General features: G+C 52.1%; 10 protein-coding genes. 1 reads left to right on the top strand and 9 read right to left on the bottom strand.

All coding sequences use genetic code 11. The annotated features are described in order from the left end of the window. Positions 1–33 precede the first annotated feature (33 nt). From HY879_07510 to HY879_07490, 5 genes are all read right to left on the bottom strand, one after another. Complete coding sequence (locus HY879_07510) at positions 34–693, bottom strand: hypothetical protein (GenBank protein MBI5603186.1); 660 nt, start codon at positions 691–693, stop codon at positions 34–36. Positions 694–835: 142 nt separating this feature from the next. Beyond that, entirely contained in the window at positions 836–1858 is a 1023-nt protein-coding gene (locus tag HY879_07505; protein ID MBI5603185.1) for a PEP/pyruvate-binding domain-containing protein, read from the bottom strand. A gap of 125 nt (positions 1859–1983) precedes the next feature. Continuing rightward, positions 1984–3666, bottom strand: coding sequence for a phosphoenolpyruvate-utilizing protein (locus HY879_07500; protein MBI5603184.1), 1683 nt, complete (start codon positions 3664–3666; stop codon positions 1984–1986). Between the two features lie 150 nt (positions 3667–3816). After that, positions 3817–4569, bottom strand: coding sequence for a 3-oxoacyl-ACP reductase FabG (locus HY879_07495; GenBank protein ID MBI5603183.1), 753 nt, complete (start codon positions 4567–4569; stop codon positions 3817–3819). A 318-nt stretch (positions 4570–4887) separates the two neighbouring features. After that, entirely contained in the window at positions 4888–6228 is a 1341-nt protein-coding gene (locus HY879_07490; GenBank protein MBI5603182.1) for a sigma-54-dependent Fis family transcriptional regulator, read from the bottom strand. Positions 6229–6463: 235 nt separating this feature from the next. Between HY879_07490 and HY879_07485 the strand changes: the two genes are divergently transcribed. Next, positions 6464–7072: a phosphohydrolase gene (locus tag HY879_07485; GenBank protein MBI5603181.1), complete on the top strand. Its 609-nt coding sequence runs from the start codon at positions 6464–6466 to the stop codon at positions 7070–7072. 185 nt (positions 7073–7257) lie between these two features. Here HY879_07485 and HY879_07480 read toward each other — a convergent pair whose 3' ends face one another. The 4 genes from HY879_07480 to HY879_07465 form a co-directional block, all read right to left on the bottom strand. Continuing rightward, the gene (locus HY879_07480; protein MBI5603180.1) at positions 7258–8232 is read right to left on the bottom strand and encodes an MBL fold metallo-hydrolase; all 975 of its coding nucleotides are present in this window, start codon (positions 8230–8232) and stop codon (positions 7258–7260) included. Between the two features lie 205 nt (positions 8233–8437). Continuing rightward, positions 8438–9346: a hypothetical protein gene (locus tag HY879_07475; GenBank protein ID MBI5603179.1), complete on the bottom strand. Its 909-nt coding sequence runs from the start codon at positions 9344–9346 to the stop codon at positions 8438–8440. Positions 9347–9349: 3 nt separating this feature from the next. After that, positions 9350–12211: a DEAD/DEAH box helicase gene (locus HY879_07470; GenBank protein MBI5603178.1), complete on the bottom strand. Its 2862-nt coding sequence runs from the start codon at positions 12209–12211 to the stop codon at positions 9350–9352. After that, complete coding sequence (locus HY879_07465) at positions 12208–14856, bottom strand: DUF1998 domain-containing protein (protein ID MBI5603177.1); 2649 nt, start codon at positions 14854–14856, stop codon at positions 12208–12210. Before HY879_07465 ends, HY879_07470 begins: the two co-directional genes overlap by 4 nt. Positions 14857–14974 lie beyond the last annotated feature (118 nt).

Below are 14974 nucleotides of genomic sequence, written 5' to 3'. Positions count from 1 at the left end.
CATGAAAATCTTTTTTGTATTTTTATTTTCGCACTAAAACTTCTTCATCATCTCATTCATGAGGTAAGGGACCTCGATTCGGCCCGTAGGGGCCAGAATCCGGCTGCTGTAATCCGTGGCATAATTATTCTTCAGGGTCCTGACCAATTTTCTGAAGAGGGCGGTATCAATGGCCTTGGCGATATCCACGAGACTTCTCCCCGTTGCTTCAGCCAGGATCCTGGGTCCGCTGCCGACCACCAGACGCCAGCCCCCGGTGAAGGGGACCTTTAACTCTTCCAGCCCCGGCAGACACTCTTCCCGGACAAACTTCAAATGCTCCTCTTCCTTGCCCCGGAGGATATTATAATAATGGGTGAATTTCCAAACCCCGGTCTGGATACGATAAGGGCCTTCCAGGATACGACCGGTAGGGACGTAGACCTTATTACAATATTTCCAGACATATTCGAGCAATTGGGCGGAAAGAAGCCGGTACTCCCTGGATGAAAGGGTCTGCCGTAAATTCTCGGTTTCATCCACCGTCGCCACCGCTACAATCCTCGGCCCTTCCCCAACCGCCACATAATAACCGCCCACTAACCGTATCCCCAATTTTTGCAGGGTCGGGTTGTACTTATGGGTGACAAAAGAGGCATATTCATCAAACTGTCCGGGAATCACATCCCAATGTTGAACAAACAGGATGGCCATACGTACTCCTTAAGCGAAGCGGTCCTTAAACCGCTCATAAAATTGTGAGAGACAAATTATAACCAAAGCTATTTGAAAGTCAGGTGTTACTCGTTATTCGTTTTTTCGAGCAACCAGCAACCAGTAACGAGGACGGTCTCCGTCATTTAAACAAGCGGGTCATCAACTCAGCCAGATATTCGGCTTCCTTTTCTTTGACCTTGGCGTATTTGGCCGGCCGGGCCTGGACCCAATAAAGATTTTCCGGAATGGAGTTGTCGCGATCCAAGACCCATTCCATATCCTGGGGGCATTGGAAATGGTCCTCCACCTCTTTGGCGACCCGTACGATTTCTTTTAATTCTTCCTGCTCGACACAGGCTTTATCCTGAATTTCGACCGGCACATCCTCGGTTATGGTCCCCAGGTTATGATAAACCACCATCTTGGTTTTTCGATTGATCGTCATTTCCACAGTCCCGTTATGTTTATCTACAATAAACTGATCGGGATTGATCTCCCCGCTGACCACGCTCTCACCCAATCCCCAATTGCCTTCTACCACCACTTTGGAAAGGTCTCCGATGGTCGGCAGGACCGTCAAGACCACTCCGGCCGATTTGGCTTCAACCATCTTCAGGACGGCTATACCGATGGGGGCCTTTTCCATGGCCATCCCTTTCTCCAGCCGAAAGGCTATGGCCCGGGTGGTAAAGGCACTTCCCCAGACCTGGACCACCTTTAAGAGTACGGATTCTTTCCTGCGAACATTCAGATAACTCTCCATCTGACCGGGCATGCTCACGGCCCCGCTGGAACGAACGGCCACGGAAAGCTCTTTTCCGCCGGCCCGTTCTTTGAGCTGATCGTAATACCGGAATAATTCCTCTTTCATATCCGGCGGCATTTCCTTGGACTCAATAATACCCCGAATAACCTGGCTGGCCTTGATCTGCTGCTGGACTTCCTTTAAATGGTCTTGATTTTCCCGGACGTAGCACCGGATCTCTTCTCCGGCCCCGGTTTCGGCCATAAACCGTTCATACCCTTCTACGGATATGGCGAATCCCGGCGGGATGCGCAGGCCTAACCGGGTCATCTCACCCAGATTGGCACACTTTTTCCCCACCAGATCGTTATGGCCGCTGTCTAATTCTTCGAACCAAAATAGCCATTTCGTACCCATGAAATCATTCCCCCACCCAAAAGACGCCTGGGACCTCAAGGGCAAACTATCCCTATCCCGGCCCCGGGGTCGACTCGACGCTCTCAGGGCCTTGGCGGTAAAATTTTTTTTTGTTTGGGTTTAGGTTATTTGTCTAAAATAAACACGGCCCCCATATTGGCATCCACCTTGATCCGCTGACCCGACTTGATCTTGGCCGTGCCCTCAAAGACGTTCATGACCACCGGGATCCCATACTCCCTGCCGACAATGGCTGCATGGGAGAGACTGGCCCCGCGGTCGACCACCACGCCCTTGATCATAGAAAAGACCGGGGTCCAACTGGGTGAGGTACTGGCCGCCACCAGGATGTCTCCTTGTTCGACCAAATGGAGTTCATCTTCGTTCAAGATAACCCTGGCCGGGCCTTCGGCCACTCCGGGGGAACCGCAGGTCCCGTACAGATCGGCCTTGAGTTCCGGACGGACCTGGGGCATGGAACCGACGACGACCTTCAGGGCAATGGGGTCCATCGATTGGACCAGGACCCCCATGGCCATATCCAGATCAAAACCCTCTTTTAAGAAGGCCGGGGGGTTGGGGGTTTTTTGCCATTCCTGCCACTCGGCTTTTCGCCGGTCCACAATATAGCGCAGATTAAACTGATCAGGATTGATTCCGGCCCGACGAACCTCATCCGGGATGAGAAAAAAGATATCGTCGGCATCGTTGATGGTCTCTTTCTGGGCAAAACGCCGGCCCAGACCCAAGGCACTGCGCCGCATCATGGCATGGGTATACAGGTCCAGATAATGATCATGTTCTTCGCTGAAGACCCCGCTCTTCTGGGCCAGGACCATCAAGCGTTCAAACCAGCCCCGTTGCTCCTGGGGAATCTTGGCCAAAACCACCTTTTCCGCCTCTTGGCGCTGTCGGGAAATTTTTCCCCTTTCTTCTTCGAGGTTAAAGCCGCCCCCTTTTTGGAGAAACTGTTTGACGTTGACCAAAGCCGGGGTCGGGTCTTCCACCCAGGTCGGCAGATTCATTTCGGACATGCGTTGCATACGCCAGCCATCTTCGTTCATGAAGGCCATGAAGTCTTTCATAAAATCCCGGCCCTTGAGTGATTCCTGAAGACGGCCCTGAATTTCAAGGGGTTTGGTTTCCAGGAAGAGATCGGCCAATCCATCTTCCCGGGCCTTTTTGGAAAACTCCCAGAGGCGTCGATCCACCTGGAAGACCTTATTGTCAAAGCCAGAGACCAGATTATGAAAGAGCGGCGAGGTATCGTCGATTCCGGCCATTTCCCGACACATATTTTCAAAAAGGATATAGGCCGTATAAGTTCCATACATCATATACATGTGGATTTCCCACATGCGCCGGCAGGTGTTGATGGTCTCTTCAAAATTGTCCAGGAGTTCGATGTTGGAAGCCTTGTCCAGATCCAGGGCCTTCAGTTTTTCATAACGCCCCAAAATCTCCTTAATAAATCCTCCCCATAATCCATCATAATTTTCGATAAAGGGGAGAATGGCCTTACGGAATTCCGCTTCCCGCCTTTGTTTTTCCTCCTCGCTGTGGACCAGCAGCAAGGTCAGGTATCCACCCCCATTATGGAAACGCCAATCCCAACCCTTGACCGTCGGCAGGCTCAACTTCTCCGCCCCGTATTGCATACCGTGGCGGCAGAAGTTGATCCAAAACCAACCAAACATGGGGGTCCAGGGCGGGACGGAATGGGTGCCATCCAGAAACCAGGCGGGCGATTGGGCAAAATCTCTTTCTGGGTCAAATTCCAAACCGGGGACGACATCATACACTTTCATGGTTCCTCCTCCTTATGGTGGTTATTTATAGGGTCTCTACGAGACCCGGGGTTTTGCCCGAATTGCTCAACCAGTTGGATGATCACCCTGTTCTGCCAAGGGCTTGGTGAACGGTCCCCGCTCACCCCCTTGGCTTAATGGGATTGGAGTTTAATGCATGGCCCGGCCTCCATCGATCAACAGCGTCTGCCCGGTCATAAAATCACTTTCCGAAGCAGCCAGGAAAATGGCGGCCCCCACCAGGTCTTCCGGCCTTTCCAATCTCTTTAACGGGGTCTTGGAAACATCATATTTAGTGACATCGGCGATACCCCGGCTGGCTTCGGTATCGGTGAACCCCGGGGCGATGCAATTGATACAGATATTATGGGGTCCTAATTCCACGGCCAGTGCCCGGGTCAGACCGATGATACCCCCCTTGGAGGCCACGTAATGGGCAAAACCGTTGGAACCGGTAAAAAAGACTTCCGAGGCCAGATTGATGATCTTTCCATATCCCTGATCCTTCATGAACGGGAAAACGGCCCGGGTGGATAAAAAGGCCCCTTTGACATTCACGTTCATGACCAAATCCCATTCCTTAAGGTCAATCTCAAAAAAAGGTTTTCGTTTGATCCCGTCATAAATGGCCGCATTATTGAGCAGGATATCGATGCGGCCGAATTTATTAATCGTTTCCTCCGCCATGGCCTTGGTATCCGGCTCCAAAGCCACATCGGCTTGAAGCATTTCGGCTTCCCCGCCCATAGCGCGGATCATTTTGACCGTTTTCTCCAGGTTGTCCAGGTCCTTACGGGTCACGGCCATAATCCGGGCACCTTCCCGAGCCAAACTCAAACAAAAGGCCCGGCCCAAGCCCTTGGCCGCGCCGGTAACCAGTGCAACTTTACCAGTCAAACGCATAGGGTTTCCTTCCTATTTTTTCTCATTACAAAGCCGGTAGACCTTGCCCTAAAAGCGAATATCGAATATCGAATAATGAATAATGAATGTCGAAGTAAGGTTGGTTTTGAACCCGCAACCCGTAACTCGTAACCCGTAACGGTATTTTCGAATTTAAGGGAAGATTAATCTCTGTTTTTCTTTAGAGCAAGTTCAATGCCAAAAACTGCAAAAAGAAAACTGATTAAATTCAGTGTGTTATTTGAAGGGGGCTGTTCGACGGCGGATGGTCCTGGTAAATACTTTGCCAGGTCCGGCAAATTCCTTGCCGGTTTGCCGTTAAACCGAAAGTTGAAACTTTTGAATTTTAGTCCTCAAAGTAGGCCGGGAAATTTTTAACAATTTGGCGGCCTGGGTCAGGTTGCCTTGCGCTGTTTTTAAAGCCTTTTTTATAATTTCCTCTTCGGCTTCGCCCAGGGAGGAAACAGGCGGTCGATCATGAGGAAGGCGTTGGCTGCGGTTGAGAATCTCTTTGACCGTTTCTTCCAGAATGACCTCTTCCTTGCCCAGGATGCAGGCCAGGGTCAGGAGATTTTCCAATTCCCGCACATTTCCCGGCCAATCATAATCGATCAACAATTGAACCGCCCGGTCCTCGATCTTTAAAACGCCGGTATGATGGTCGCGATTGAATTTGTGCAGGAAGTGCTGGATCAACAAAGGGATATCTTCACGACGTTCCCGCAGCGGCGGGATATAAGCGGTCAGGACTTTAAGCCGGTAATAGAGGTCTTTCCTGAATTTTCCCTGGGCGATGGCCTGATAGAGGTCCCGGTTGGTGGCCACGATGATCCGGGCATTGGATTTTTTTTGAGAAGTCCCGCCGATACGGTGATATTCTTTGTCCTGCAGAAAACGCAAGAGTTTGCCCTGCATCGAAAGGGGAAGATCGGCGATCTCATCCAGGAAGATGGTTCCCTCGGCGGCCGTTTCAAACAAGCCGCGATGACTTTCAATCGCCCCGGTAAAGGATCCTTTTTCGTGACCGTAAAGGGTACTTTCCGAGAGGGTCTCGACGATGGTGGTGCAATCCACAGTGACAAAGGGGCCTTCCCGGTGGGGGCTGTTTTGATGGATCACCTGGGCCATCAGTTTCTTCCCCGTTCCCGTCTCTCCCCGAATGCCGACCGAGGCGGTCGTATTGGCGATCAGCCCGATAAATTTATAGATGTCCCGCATGGCCTTGCTCTGGCCGATTAAAGTGAAACCGGGTGAGGAAAAGGACTCCGGTTCTTTCAGGGGAGGAATTTTTTCGTTTAAAATCAGGACCCGAAGGGCCTTTTGTATTTTGCGATCCAGCTCTTCGAGCTCGACATCTTCCTGGACATAATCGTAGGCCCCCAATTTCATGGCCTGAATGGTCGTATTCATATCCTGATGGGTGGAAAAGAGGATGGTCTTGGATTGAGGTAATTCCTGTTGAAGGTGTTTAAGAATTTCCAGCCCGATCCTATCGGGTAAATAAGCAGCCAATAAAACCATGGGGGGCTTGAAGACCCGAAGCAAGGACAACCCCTCTTCCCCCGAGTCGGTTATTTTAACCTCGTAGCGGCCCTTAAAAAAACGGGAAAGCCTTTCCTGAAAAGCAGGACTCCCCCCCATGATCATCAGTTTCCGCATTATCGGTTTCCTAAATAAGTCCGGAACCTTTTGTTCAGACCATCCCCCTATTGTCTTTGGTTCTTATTCCCCAGTTTATTTTATTTTCATAGCATAAATTCAAAAAAACGTCAATTCAAACAGAAGGGACTTTTTATAAGATTATCAGGGTGGACCCATCTGTAACCATACGGATTATTTTATCTTATCCTTTTCCGGCTTGACCCTGAATCTTGGCTGTCGTATAGTCATTTTCATGGAATGGTCTGAGTTTACTGCAGAGCTTTTTCGATTAGCCGAACCCTACCTGGCTGTTCGGAACGACCTTCCTCATGCTCAAATTTCTTATCAATATTCCCTTAAGTTATTGAGCGCCGAAGGAGGGAACCGGCGGATCGTTGAACCTGCCGTCATTCTCCATGATGTGGGCTGGTCTAAACTTACCCCTGAACAGATCAAAATAGCCTTCGGGGTCCGGGCCGGCGGGGAGGAAGCCGACAGGCTTAACCGCATCCATGAAGTCGAAGGTGCGATCATTGCCGGCCATCTGTTACAAGGCCTGGACTATGATCCAATTTTTATCAAACAGATCACTCTCATGATCGGCCGTCATGATTCCGGAAACGATCCTGAATCCCTGGAGGAAAAAATTCTCAAGGATTCGGATAAACTCTGGCGTTTTTCGGGCATTGGTTTCTGGAATGAGATGGAAAGACAGGGCCTGGATTCCCTTGAACTGTACCGTTTTCTTGAGAAGCGCCGCCCGGCCTGGTTTTTTTTACCTGCCGCTCTGGTCCTGGCAGAAGAAGCACTGAAGGTCCGGGCCCGGGAGATTGCCGATCGATCCGGTTCCTTCGTCCCTTGATGTTCACTCCTTCAGCGGCGATTCGAAAAATCGATCGGTCACTTGGCCGAGCGTATTATCCAACGGCTCCTGTCGTCTTTTTGGATGATATCCCTTTTCAGTTCCCGGCGCATGGGGGCCGTCTTTTGAATTATTTCATAGAAGCTAACCGCCTCAATACTTCGCCCCTCTCTTTGCCTGGATTTTCATATCTCCAATAGGTCTTTGCCGACAATAATCTTACCGTCGAAGTGGGTCCGGGCCCCCTCTATCCACATCTCCTCTTTTTCAGTGGGATCATCGACAGGGACAAAATGGGTAAGCACCAGAGTCTTTACCCCGGCCTCTTTGGCCACCTTACCCACATCCACATGGGTAGTATGCGAGGCGACGATATGTTCCAGCAGACGGTCGGCATTGGGGATACGGGCCAGCAAACGGGCCAGCGAAGGCTTGTGGATGACTTCATGGACCAGGATGTCGGCCCCTTGAGCTAATTTAATCAGATTGTCGCAGGGAGTGGTATCCCCGGAGAAGACAATGGATCGGTCCGGGGAGTCAAACCGGTAGGCAAAGGCCGGTACCACCGGAGGGTGATTCACCAATGCGGCGGTTACCTTTACCTGGTCGTTTTCCATGACCAGCCCTCCCTTGCTGAACTCGTGGACAAAGATCATGGGCTTGAGAGGAGGCCGGCCTTCATCAGGAATGCGGATGTTGATATCATAGGCATTCATTTCCAAGAAAAGACTGGTGATCTTTTCAATCGGGGGAGGCCCGTAAGTATCGATCCGACCTTTAAAGCCGGTAACCCAGGCGTTGTACATCAGGCTTCCGTATTCCAGGTTATGGTCCGAATGATGATGGGTGATGAAAATATATCGGAGGGACTTCAGAGGGATATTGGCAAAAACCATTTGACGGCTCACCCCGCCGCCGCAATCCACCACATAGGGAACATCATTGATCATGACCACCCAGGCCGACTGGGCCCGCATCTTATTCGGCCTGGGTCCGCCGCCGTTGCCAAGCAGGATTAACCGGGTTCCGGTTTTCTTGGACGGGGCAGGCTTCTCCTTGGCCTGGGCCAGAAGTTCGCCGGGCAGAAGTCCGGCCAGGGCCAGTCTGGAAGAAGTCTGTATCCATTGCCGCCGGGTAATTCCTTTATCCTCTTTGTCCATTTCTTTCTCCTTCTTTAACTATTTTAGTGAATTAACAGATGGAAATACTTTTTAATCGGGTAACAGATCATCCTCTAACTGCTCACCGATTCAGTATTTTGCCAAAATGTAAATCTATCTGATTTTTTCAGAATTCAAGGATCATCCCGGGGACTTACTTTAATCTGCCGCCTTATCCAAGGTTCAAGATCTGACCCACGCCCTGTCATCCCCGGCTACCCTGTTTTTGAGCGGAAGCCAGCCTATCCCGGCCCTTCCGGGTGATCCGGTATTTTTGCAAGCGGCTGTTGGGCTTGTCCGGGATGGTATATTCAATCAAGCCGACATGGAGCATTTTATTTATCAGGTCATTCAAATACCGTGAGGGTTTGGATTTACCAAGTCTTAACGCAAGGTCTTTCTTTCCAAGAATGGCCGATCCTAAAGCACCCAGAATCGAATGCGTTAAATCCGACTCTCCCCCTGACTCTACCCCTGACTCTCCCCCTGACTCTGGCCTCGACTCTGGCCTTTTTTTAAGCTGCGACTCGGCTTCTATCTGGGCTATGGCCGGATGAATAAGCAGGCGCACCAGGAAATAGGTGTGGTCTTCATCGAACTCAAACTCAGGTGCTGCCGATCCGTTTTCCCGCATAGCCCGGATTATTTTCGGGATACCGGTGGACCGTCCCTCGGTCAGGTCCAACTCCTTTAAGAATTCGCCAATTCGGCGGTTTCGATAGCGGCGTGGAACGGCTTTACCAACCCGAAGTTGTTCCAATTTGACGGATCGATCCGGCCCCGGATAGCTGAGCACCACCAGATCCTCAGGGGAAATACGGACCTCTATCGGCTCACGTTCTTCGTAGCTGCGATGATACACGGCGTTGACCAGGGCTTCTTCAACGGCCTCGAAGGGAAAATTGGCCACCCGGGTAGACTCAGCCCGCCCGGCCTGTTTGATCACGGTTTCATTCAGATAATTGCGACGGATGTAGTCCAAAGTCTCCCGTACCATGCGCGGGAGGGGATCTCGAAAGATTTTCTCAGTGAACTTATCACCCCCGGGGCCTTCGGGAAACCAGACTACGTCGATCTGTGTGGCCGGGAAGATGAGATTGACAGGCAGCGGCATGGGTTACTCCGGCAACAAGATATAGACGCCCAAAAGATCCATGGGCAGCACTGGGTAAACCACCTGGAAGCGCTGGCGGTCCATGAGGGCGCTGAAGCGTTCATGGGCTTCAACCAGTCGTTTCGACTGCTGTTCGGCTATGGCATCAAATTCCACTTTAAGGGTACTGAGCAACTTGAGTTCATTTTCCAGAAAACCGGCTCTGGCCTGGTGCGATAGATCCGAAGATGCTCTGGCTTCGGCCAGCAGGGACTTGGCCTGCCCATGGTTTAAGAATTCCCTCTGCTGAGGCGTACCGCGCCAGCCCCCAAGCAACATTTCCTCGGCCACGATCTGCTGCCCACCTTTGCTCTGCTCGATCACATTCCGGCAGCGAAACAGCAATAGCGTGGTCTTGACGGCTACCTGTCGGGTACGAATGACGGCCGCCCGGGCGGCACGTTTGTCCACCCGGGCCAGGGTGTTGGCCATCACAAGTTGGCAGAGCTGTTCAACGAAACGGTGATTTCGCCCCAGATAGTGATACCCTTCCGGCGTGGGCGACTGAAAGCTGACTTTGACCGGGTCGCCTGGTGGCAGAAGGTCGCACAGTTGCCGCGGCAGGTTGCCCAAGACGATGCGATAGCCCCGCCGATCCTGGGTGACCTGCACCCCGAACAGATTATTAAGAGTCGAAGTTACGAATTCTTCCACGGCCTTGGGATCGCCGATGGCTTCGTCCATTTCCCGCAAATCAGCCTCAATCTCCTTATCCTTGATAACATTCTGGGCAAAGATGCTGCGGGATACCTTCTCCCGTTCGGCGGCCTCATCAATCTTGCGGGTCACTTTGACCTTGGCCGCGGCGGCTTCCTCAAAATCCCCGAAGTCGAACTCGATTTGCTGCTGGTTGCGTTTTCTCTCGATCTGTCGATCGGGGTTGAGAAGCAGGGCCTGGGTAATGGTATCAATAATACTTTGGGAATCTTCAGGGAATGGCACATTTATGCCGGTGGCCCGTTTGATCTCCCTCACCTTGCGCAGCAAGACATCCAGTACGATTCCATCAATAGGATTGCCCGCCCCGTAAAGCAGACAGGCCTTTACCTTCAGCGATCTCTGCCCAAAGCGGTCAACGCGCCCCTCCCGTTGCTCCAGGCGGTTAGGGTTCCAGGGCAAGTCGTAATGCAACACTGCGGTAAAGTGCTCTTGCAGATTGATGCCTTCGCTCAGGCAGTCGGTGGCCACAAGGACGCGCAAGGGAGATTTACCCATCTCCTCAATCCGTTGTTTGCGCATTTCGTCCGGCAGTTCGCTGGTGATGACCTGGCAATCAAGCCTGGGGAATCTTTTTTTCAACCCCGGTGCAAGCCTTTCCCCTACGTAATTGGCCGTCGCGATATAGCGGCAGAATACCACCGGATTGAAACCGGTAGCCAACCAGTCCTCAAGAATCAGCTCGGCTGAAGCGAGCTTCTGATCATCCTTCAAAGTTCCCAAACTCTCCAATTGAAGGGCAAAAGCCCGGAGCCTTTGACGCTGGTGGCCGGTCCAGTCGTTACGCTCGATAACCTGTGTTGGTGCGTTGTCGCCCTCGAAACCAAACTCGGTGTCGCGGACGGGGTTTTCCTCGCTTACCTCCTCGCCTTTGGTTGAGGTTTCAGCGTCGTCGCCGGCCACAGAAACCAGGTTAGAAAGACGGGTGTTAAACATCTCGATACCGGCGGCCGGGCTGGACATGACGCCGCGCAACAGGGCCAGGGCCGTCCAATATTGAACCCGTTTTTGTCTCCCTTGGATGGGATCGGGGGCGATCAGCTTGCGGGCGAAATCGAGAATATCGTCAAAGAATCGGGCATAGCCCCGGGATAGATCATAAGGCCACTCGAAGGCCTCTCTTTCAGGGAAGGGCGTATCTTCGCCCATCCATTTCTCGACATCGGCCCGTTTGCGCTGGACGAAAAAGCGGGCCAGATCTCGGCGCTGGGCCTGACTGGAGTTGGGGAGGTCAATGGTCTCGAAATTTTTCCGGAGTAAACCCAACAGGGAATGAAATTCTTCCGGCTTGCCGCTATGGGGGGTGGCGGTGAGCATAATAAGTTGTTGGTCGGGTTTCCTGGCAATGCGGCTTACCAGGTGATAGCGTTGTTGTTGGGCGGCTGACGCCCCGGCGGGTCGGGTGCAGGTATGGGCCTCGTCCACGATCACCAATTCCGGACATTGCTCGATAAAGACATCGCGCCGTACGTCGGATTTGATAAAATCGATACTGATGACCTGGTAAGGATAATAGTCGTAAACGCTGGTATCCCCCTGAATTTGGCGATCCAACCGCGCCTGAGTATTGGAGCGGATGATAACGGCTTCCAAGTCGAGCTTAGCCCGAATCTCCTCCTGCCACTGTTCGCAAAGGTGAGGCAGACAGACGACGGCAAATCGCTTGATCTTGCGACGCTCCAGCAATTCTTTGACGATCAGAAGGGCCTCAATGGTTTTGCCCACGCCGACATCGTCAGCAACCAATAAGCGCACCGCCTCCTGCCGCAGGGCCATAATGAGCGGAACCATTTGGTAGGATCTGGGGCGAAAGGAGAGCTTGGCCAGAGATCGGAAAGGTCCAGCGCCGTTTCGAAAAGCCAATCGGGCCGAGTCATATAGCAAACGGGCCGTGCTGATGTCTCCCAAGTCTTCTTTGGACGGTTCCAAGAATCTGGCATCTTTAGGCCGGTCGGCTTCGATATTAAGGGGTAGATAAATGCCGGCGATTTCATCCTCGAAGCCTCCCAGAGGCTTGACAATCAGAAGATCCTTGTCTTCCGTAGGAAGCACGATCCAGTCGCGCCCGCGCAGGGAAACCAGTTTTCCGGGTTGGAACAATGTAGTCATCGCACTTTCCTGAAGATGTCCGGTCTGGCCGCCACTTTTTCCGCCAGATTGTCCCGGTAGTAATAAACCCAGACTTCGTCCCCTTGGGCAATGACGGCTTGCCGCTTGGCTTCATCTTCGGCTTGCACTACAGGATCATCATGCGGGGTTCCATCGCAAAACACCCAAATACGGGGTTCGTAGTAAAAATCGGGCTGGACATAAAGTCCTTCGACGCGTTTTTGAGCCCCGTCCGGCAAACGCAGACCATTTTGATAGAGGAAATCGAGAAACCTTCGCTCTGTTGAGGAATTCGGGTCAAAGCCGCGCAGCAGGGTCTGATATTGGTCCTCATAACTTCCAAACCCGGGGTTGGTCTGAATTTCGACATTGCAGATGCTAAGCTTCCCTAATGCATCCTTGATCAAGTGGCGATCGATAATCTTGTGGTCCCGTTGGTTGTAATAGCTTAACAGGTCATCATAACTGGCCGGTCCCTTATAGTTATCGTCATCATAACGGCAAACAGCCATCGCCTGCTCAATGACTTTGTGAAAGATCTCGACTCCCCCCACATCCACAAACTGGGAGAGGATGCCGAGGCTGCCTTCCGAGGCCTCGTAAAGCAAGACGTTGGGTACTTCCGGATCGCCCACGGCAACCACCCCAATCTCATTGGGCTCCACTTGAAAAACGCTCTCGATGGCCCGTTTCAGGGCATGCTGTAAGGTGATGACCCCCTCGGCCTTGAGCCCAAGTGCCGGAATCGGCTCGATGTGAAGGGCATCGGCCAGATTAGAGGTCCACAGCTTCACCAGGCGAAAGTCTTCCCTTAGATTATTATTCGGCTCGGGCATTAAACTTCGCCAGTCCCCGGACAAGAGGCCGATGGGAAACCCTTCCGACTGGTTCGAGCGCCATTGATAGTTTACATAGACCAGGCGCGCCGCCGGTATATATCGGAGGTTTAGCAGGGCACTTTCACTTGATCGGACTACTGCCTTTTGAACACGCTCCAGATGCCCGCCATCCACTGAAAAGTAAGTCCTGATCTCATATCCACGGGACACCCGCTCCTCTTCTTCGCAGGAAATGCGGTCCACTTCTTCAGCCCGGGATTCGGTCATTTCCAGCAGATGGTGGAGGTGATCCTTGTTGGCATTGTCCCCCAGGTTGAGACCGGTGAAGGGACAGATCTCCAGGTCTTTCTGGTCTCCAGTCAGGAAGTACCCGGCTTTTTTGCTGATCTTGGCCTCGAACAGGGAGGACTCGGCATCCTGCACAATCAATTGGGAAACACGGTATTTACGTCCATTATAGTAAATGATGTTCCGCGGACCGAACTCCCGTAAGGCGATAGATCGTGGCCGTGAGATAAATTCGCCGGATGAATCGCTGGTGGGTAAAAAGATCCGCAGCGGCAGGCGGGTGAAGTTGTAACCGGGCAGGAATCCTTCTGAGGCCAAGTAACGATAGGGGTAGAATTCGGACAACTCCGAGGACCGGCCGCCAAGATTATTACGGAGAAGATCCAGTTGGCGGGTGGCCTGATCCTGATTTCGTTTGTGTTTGCGATATTCGTCGCTGCCCAGACTGAGCGTGCCGCTCTCGATCTTCTGGGTAGCTCTGGTAAGGATCGTTCTGGCCGAACGATACAAATGCCGCCAGCGAATAAGGGCCGTGTCGAGATGCTCGGCCAGTTTGGCCAGATTTTGTTCGACCCATTGATCCGAATACCAGTTTGAGGCCTTGGTCTCAAGTTTGGGAGCGAAGTCCTTGATCACTCTTTTAAAAACCGACTTAATCTCATTGAATTTACCCGGAAGGATATCCAATCCGGACTTCACCTCCGTTGTGAGCGGCATCCGGTCGTTGTCATCTACGACCAAGCGCATAATGGTCGGCCTGGCCCCTTCTTGCGCCTCTATCCCAGGCAGTCCTATTTCCGAGATGGCCAGGGCATTGAGGTGGGTTTCTAATAATTCCCGGTTGCAGAGATCAAGACGGGGAGTCTGCACGGCCCCGGCCACCAAATCAGCCTGGTACTGGAAGTAGTGGCGATCGTGGGGCGAATACCCGGAGCAATAGGTAAAGACCAACGCTCCCTGACCGCTTCGGCCGGCACGTCCGGAGCGTTGAACATAATTTGCGGGATTAGGTGGAGCATTGCGTAGATGAACGACGCTTAACCCGCCAATATCAATTCCCAATTCCATGGTAGGTGAGCAAAAGAGAGCGCTGATGGATTTACTGCGGATGAGCTTCTCATCCAACCGGGTCTTCGCTTCGTCGAGATACCAGTCGGCACGGAAACGATCTTCTCTTTCTTGACGGTCATCCGTGCTCAGTTGACCCGTATGATCTTCGGCCCTCAGACGCTTGATTTTGGAGAAATCACGCTGATAAATTTCCTGAAAGAACTTATTGGGAAGCGGGGTCTGGTCTTTGTAGGAACGCCTTTTGATAATATCGGCTTTGATGGTCTCGCCGTCGCCAAGCTTCCAGAGGATCTTCTCGACCTTGAGCCGGTAAATCAGCACCTCTTCATTTAGCTCGCTGCGGGCAGTCTGGGATTTAAGGTAATCCGCGTCTTCCAGCATTTGCATCAATTGAAAAATGAAAGCACGGTAGTTTTCGGTTCTAAGGGAATATAAACATTCTAATATACCGTTTCAGGGAAGATAGTAATATCATACCAAGGTAGTTTTTCTGAACGTTCCAGACGATCTTCGAGTCTTTCCCTTTCTTTTCCGCAAACCTTGACCCCTTTCTCATAGGTGGTCT

This window comes from Deltaproteobacteria bacterium (assembly GCA_016219225.1).
GTDB lineage: Bacteria > Desulfobacterota > RBG-13-43-22 > RBG-13-43-22 > RBG-13-43-22 > RBG-13-43-22.
Note: the sequence above shows the minus strand (reverse complement) of the source record. Positions and strands in the feature narration are given on the sequence as shown.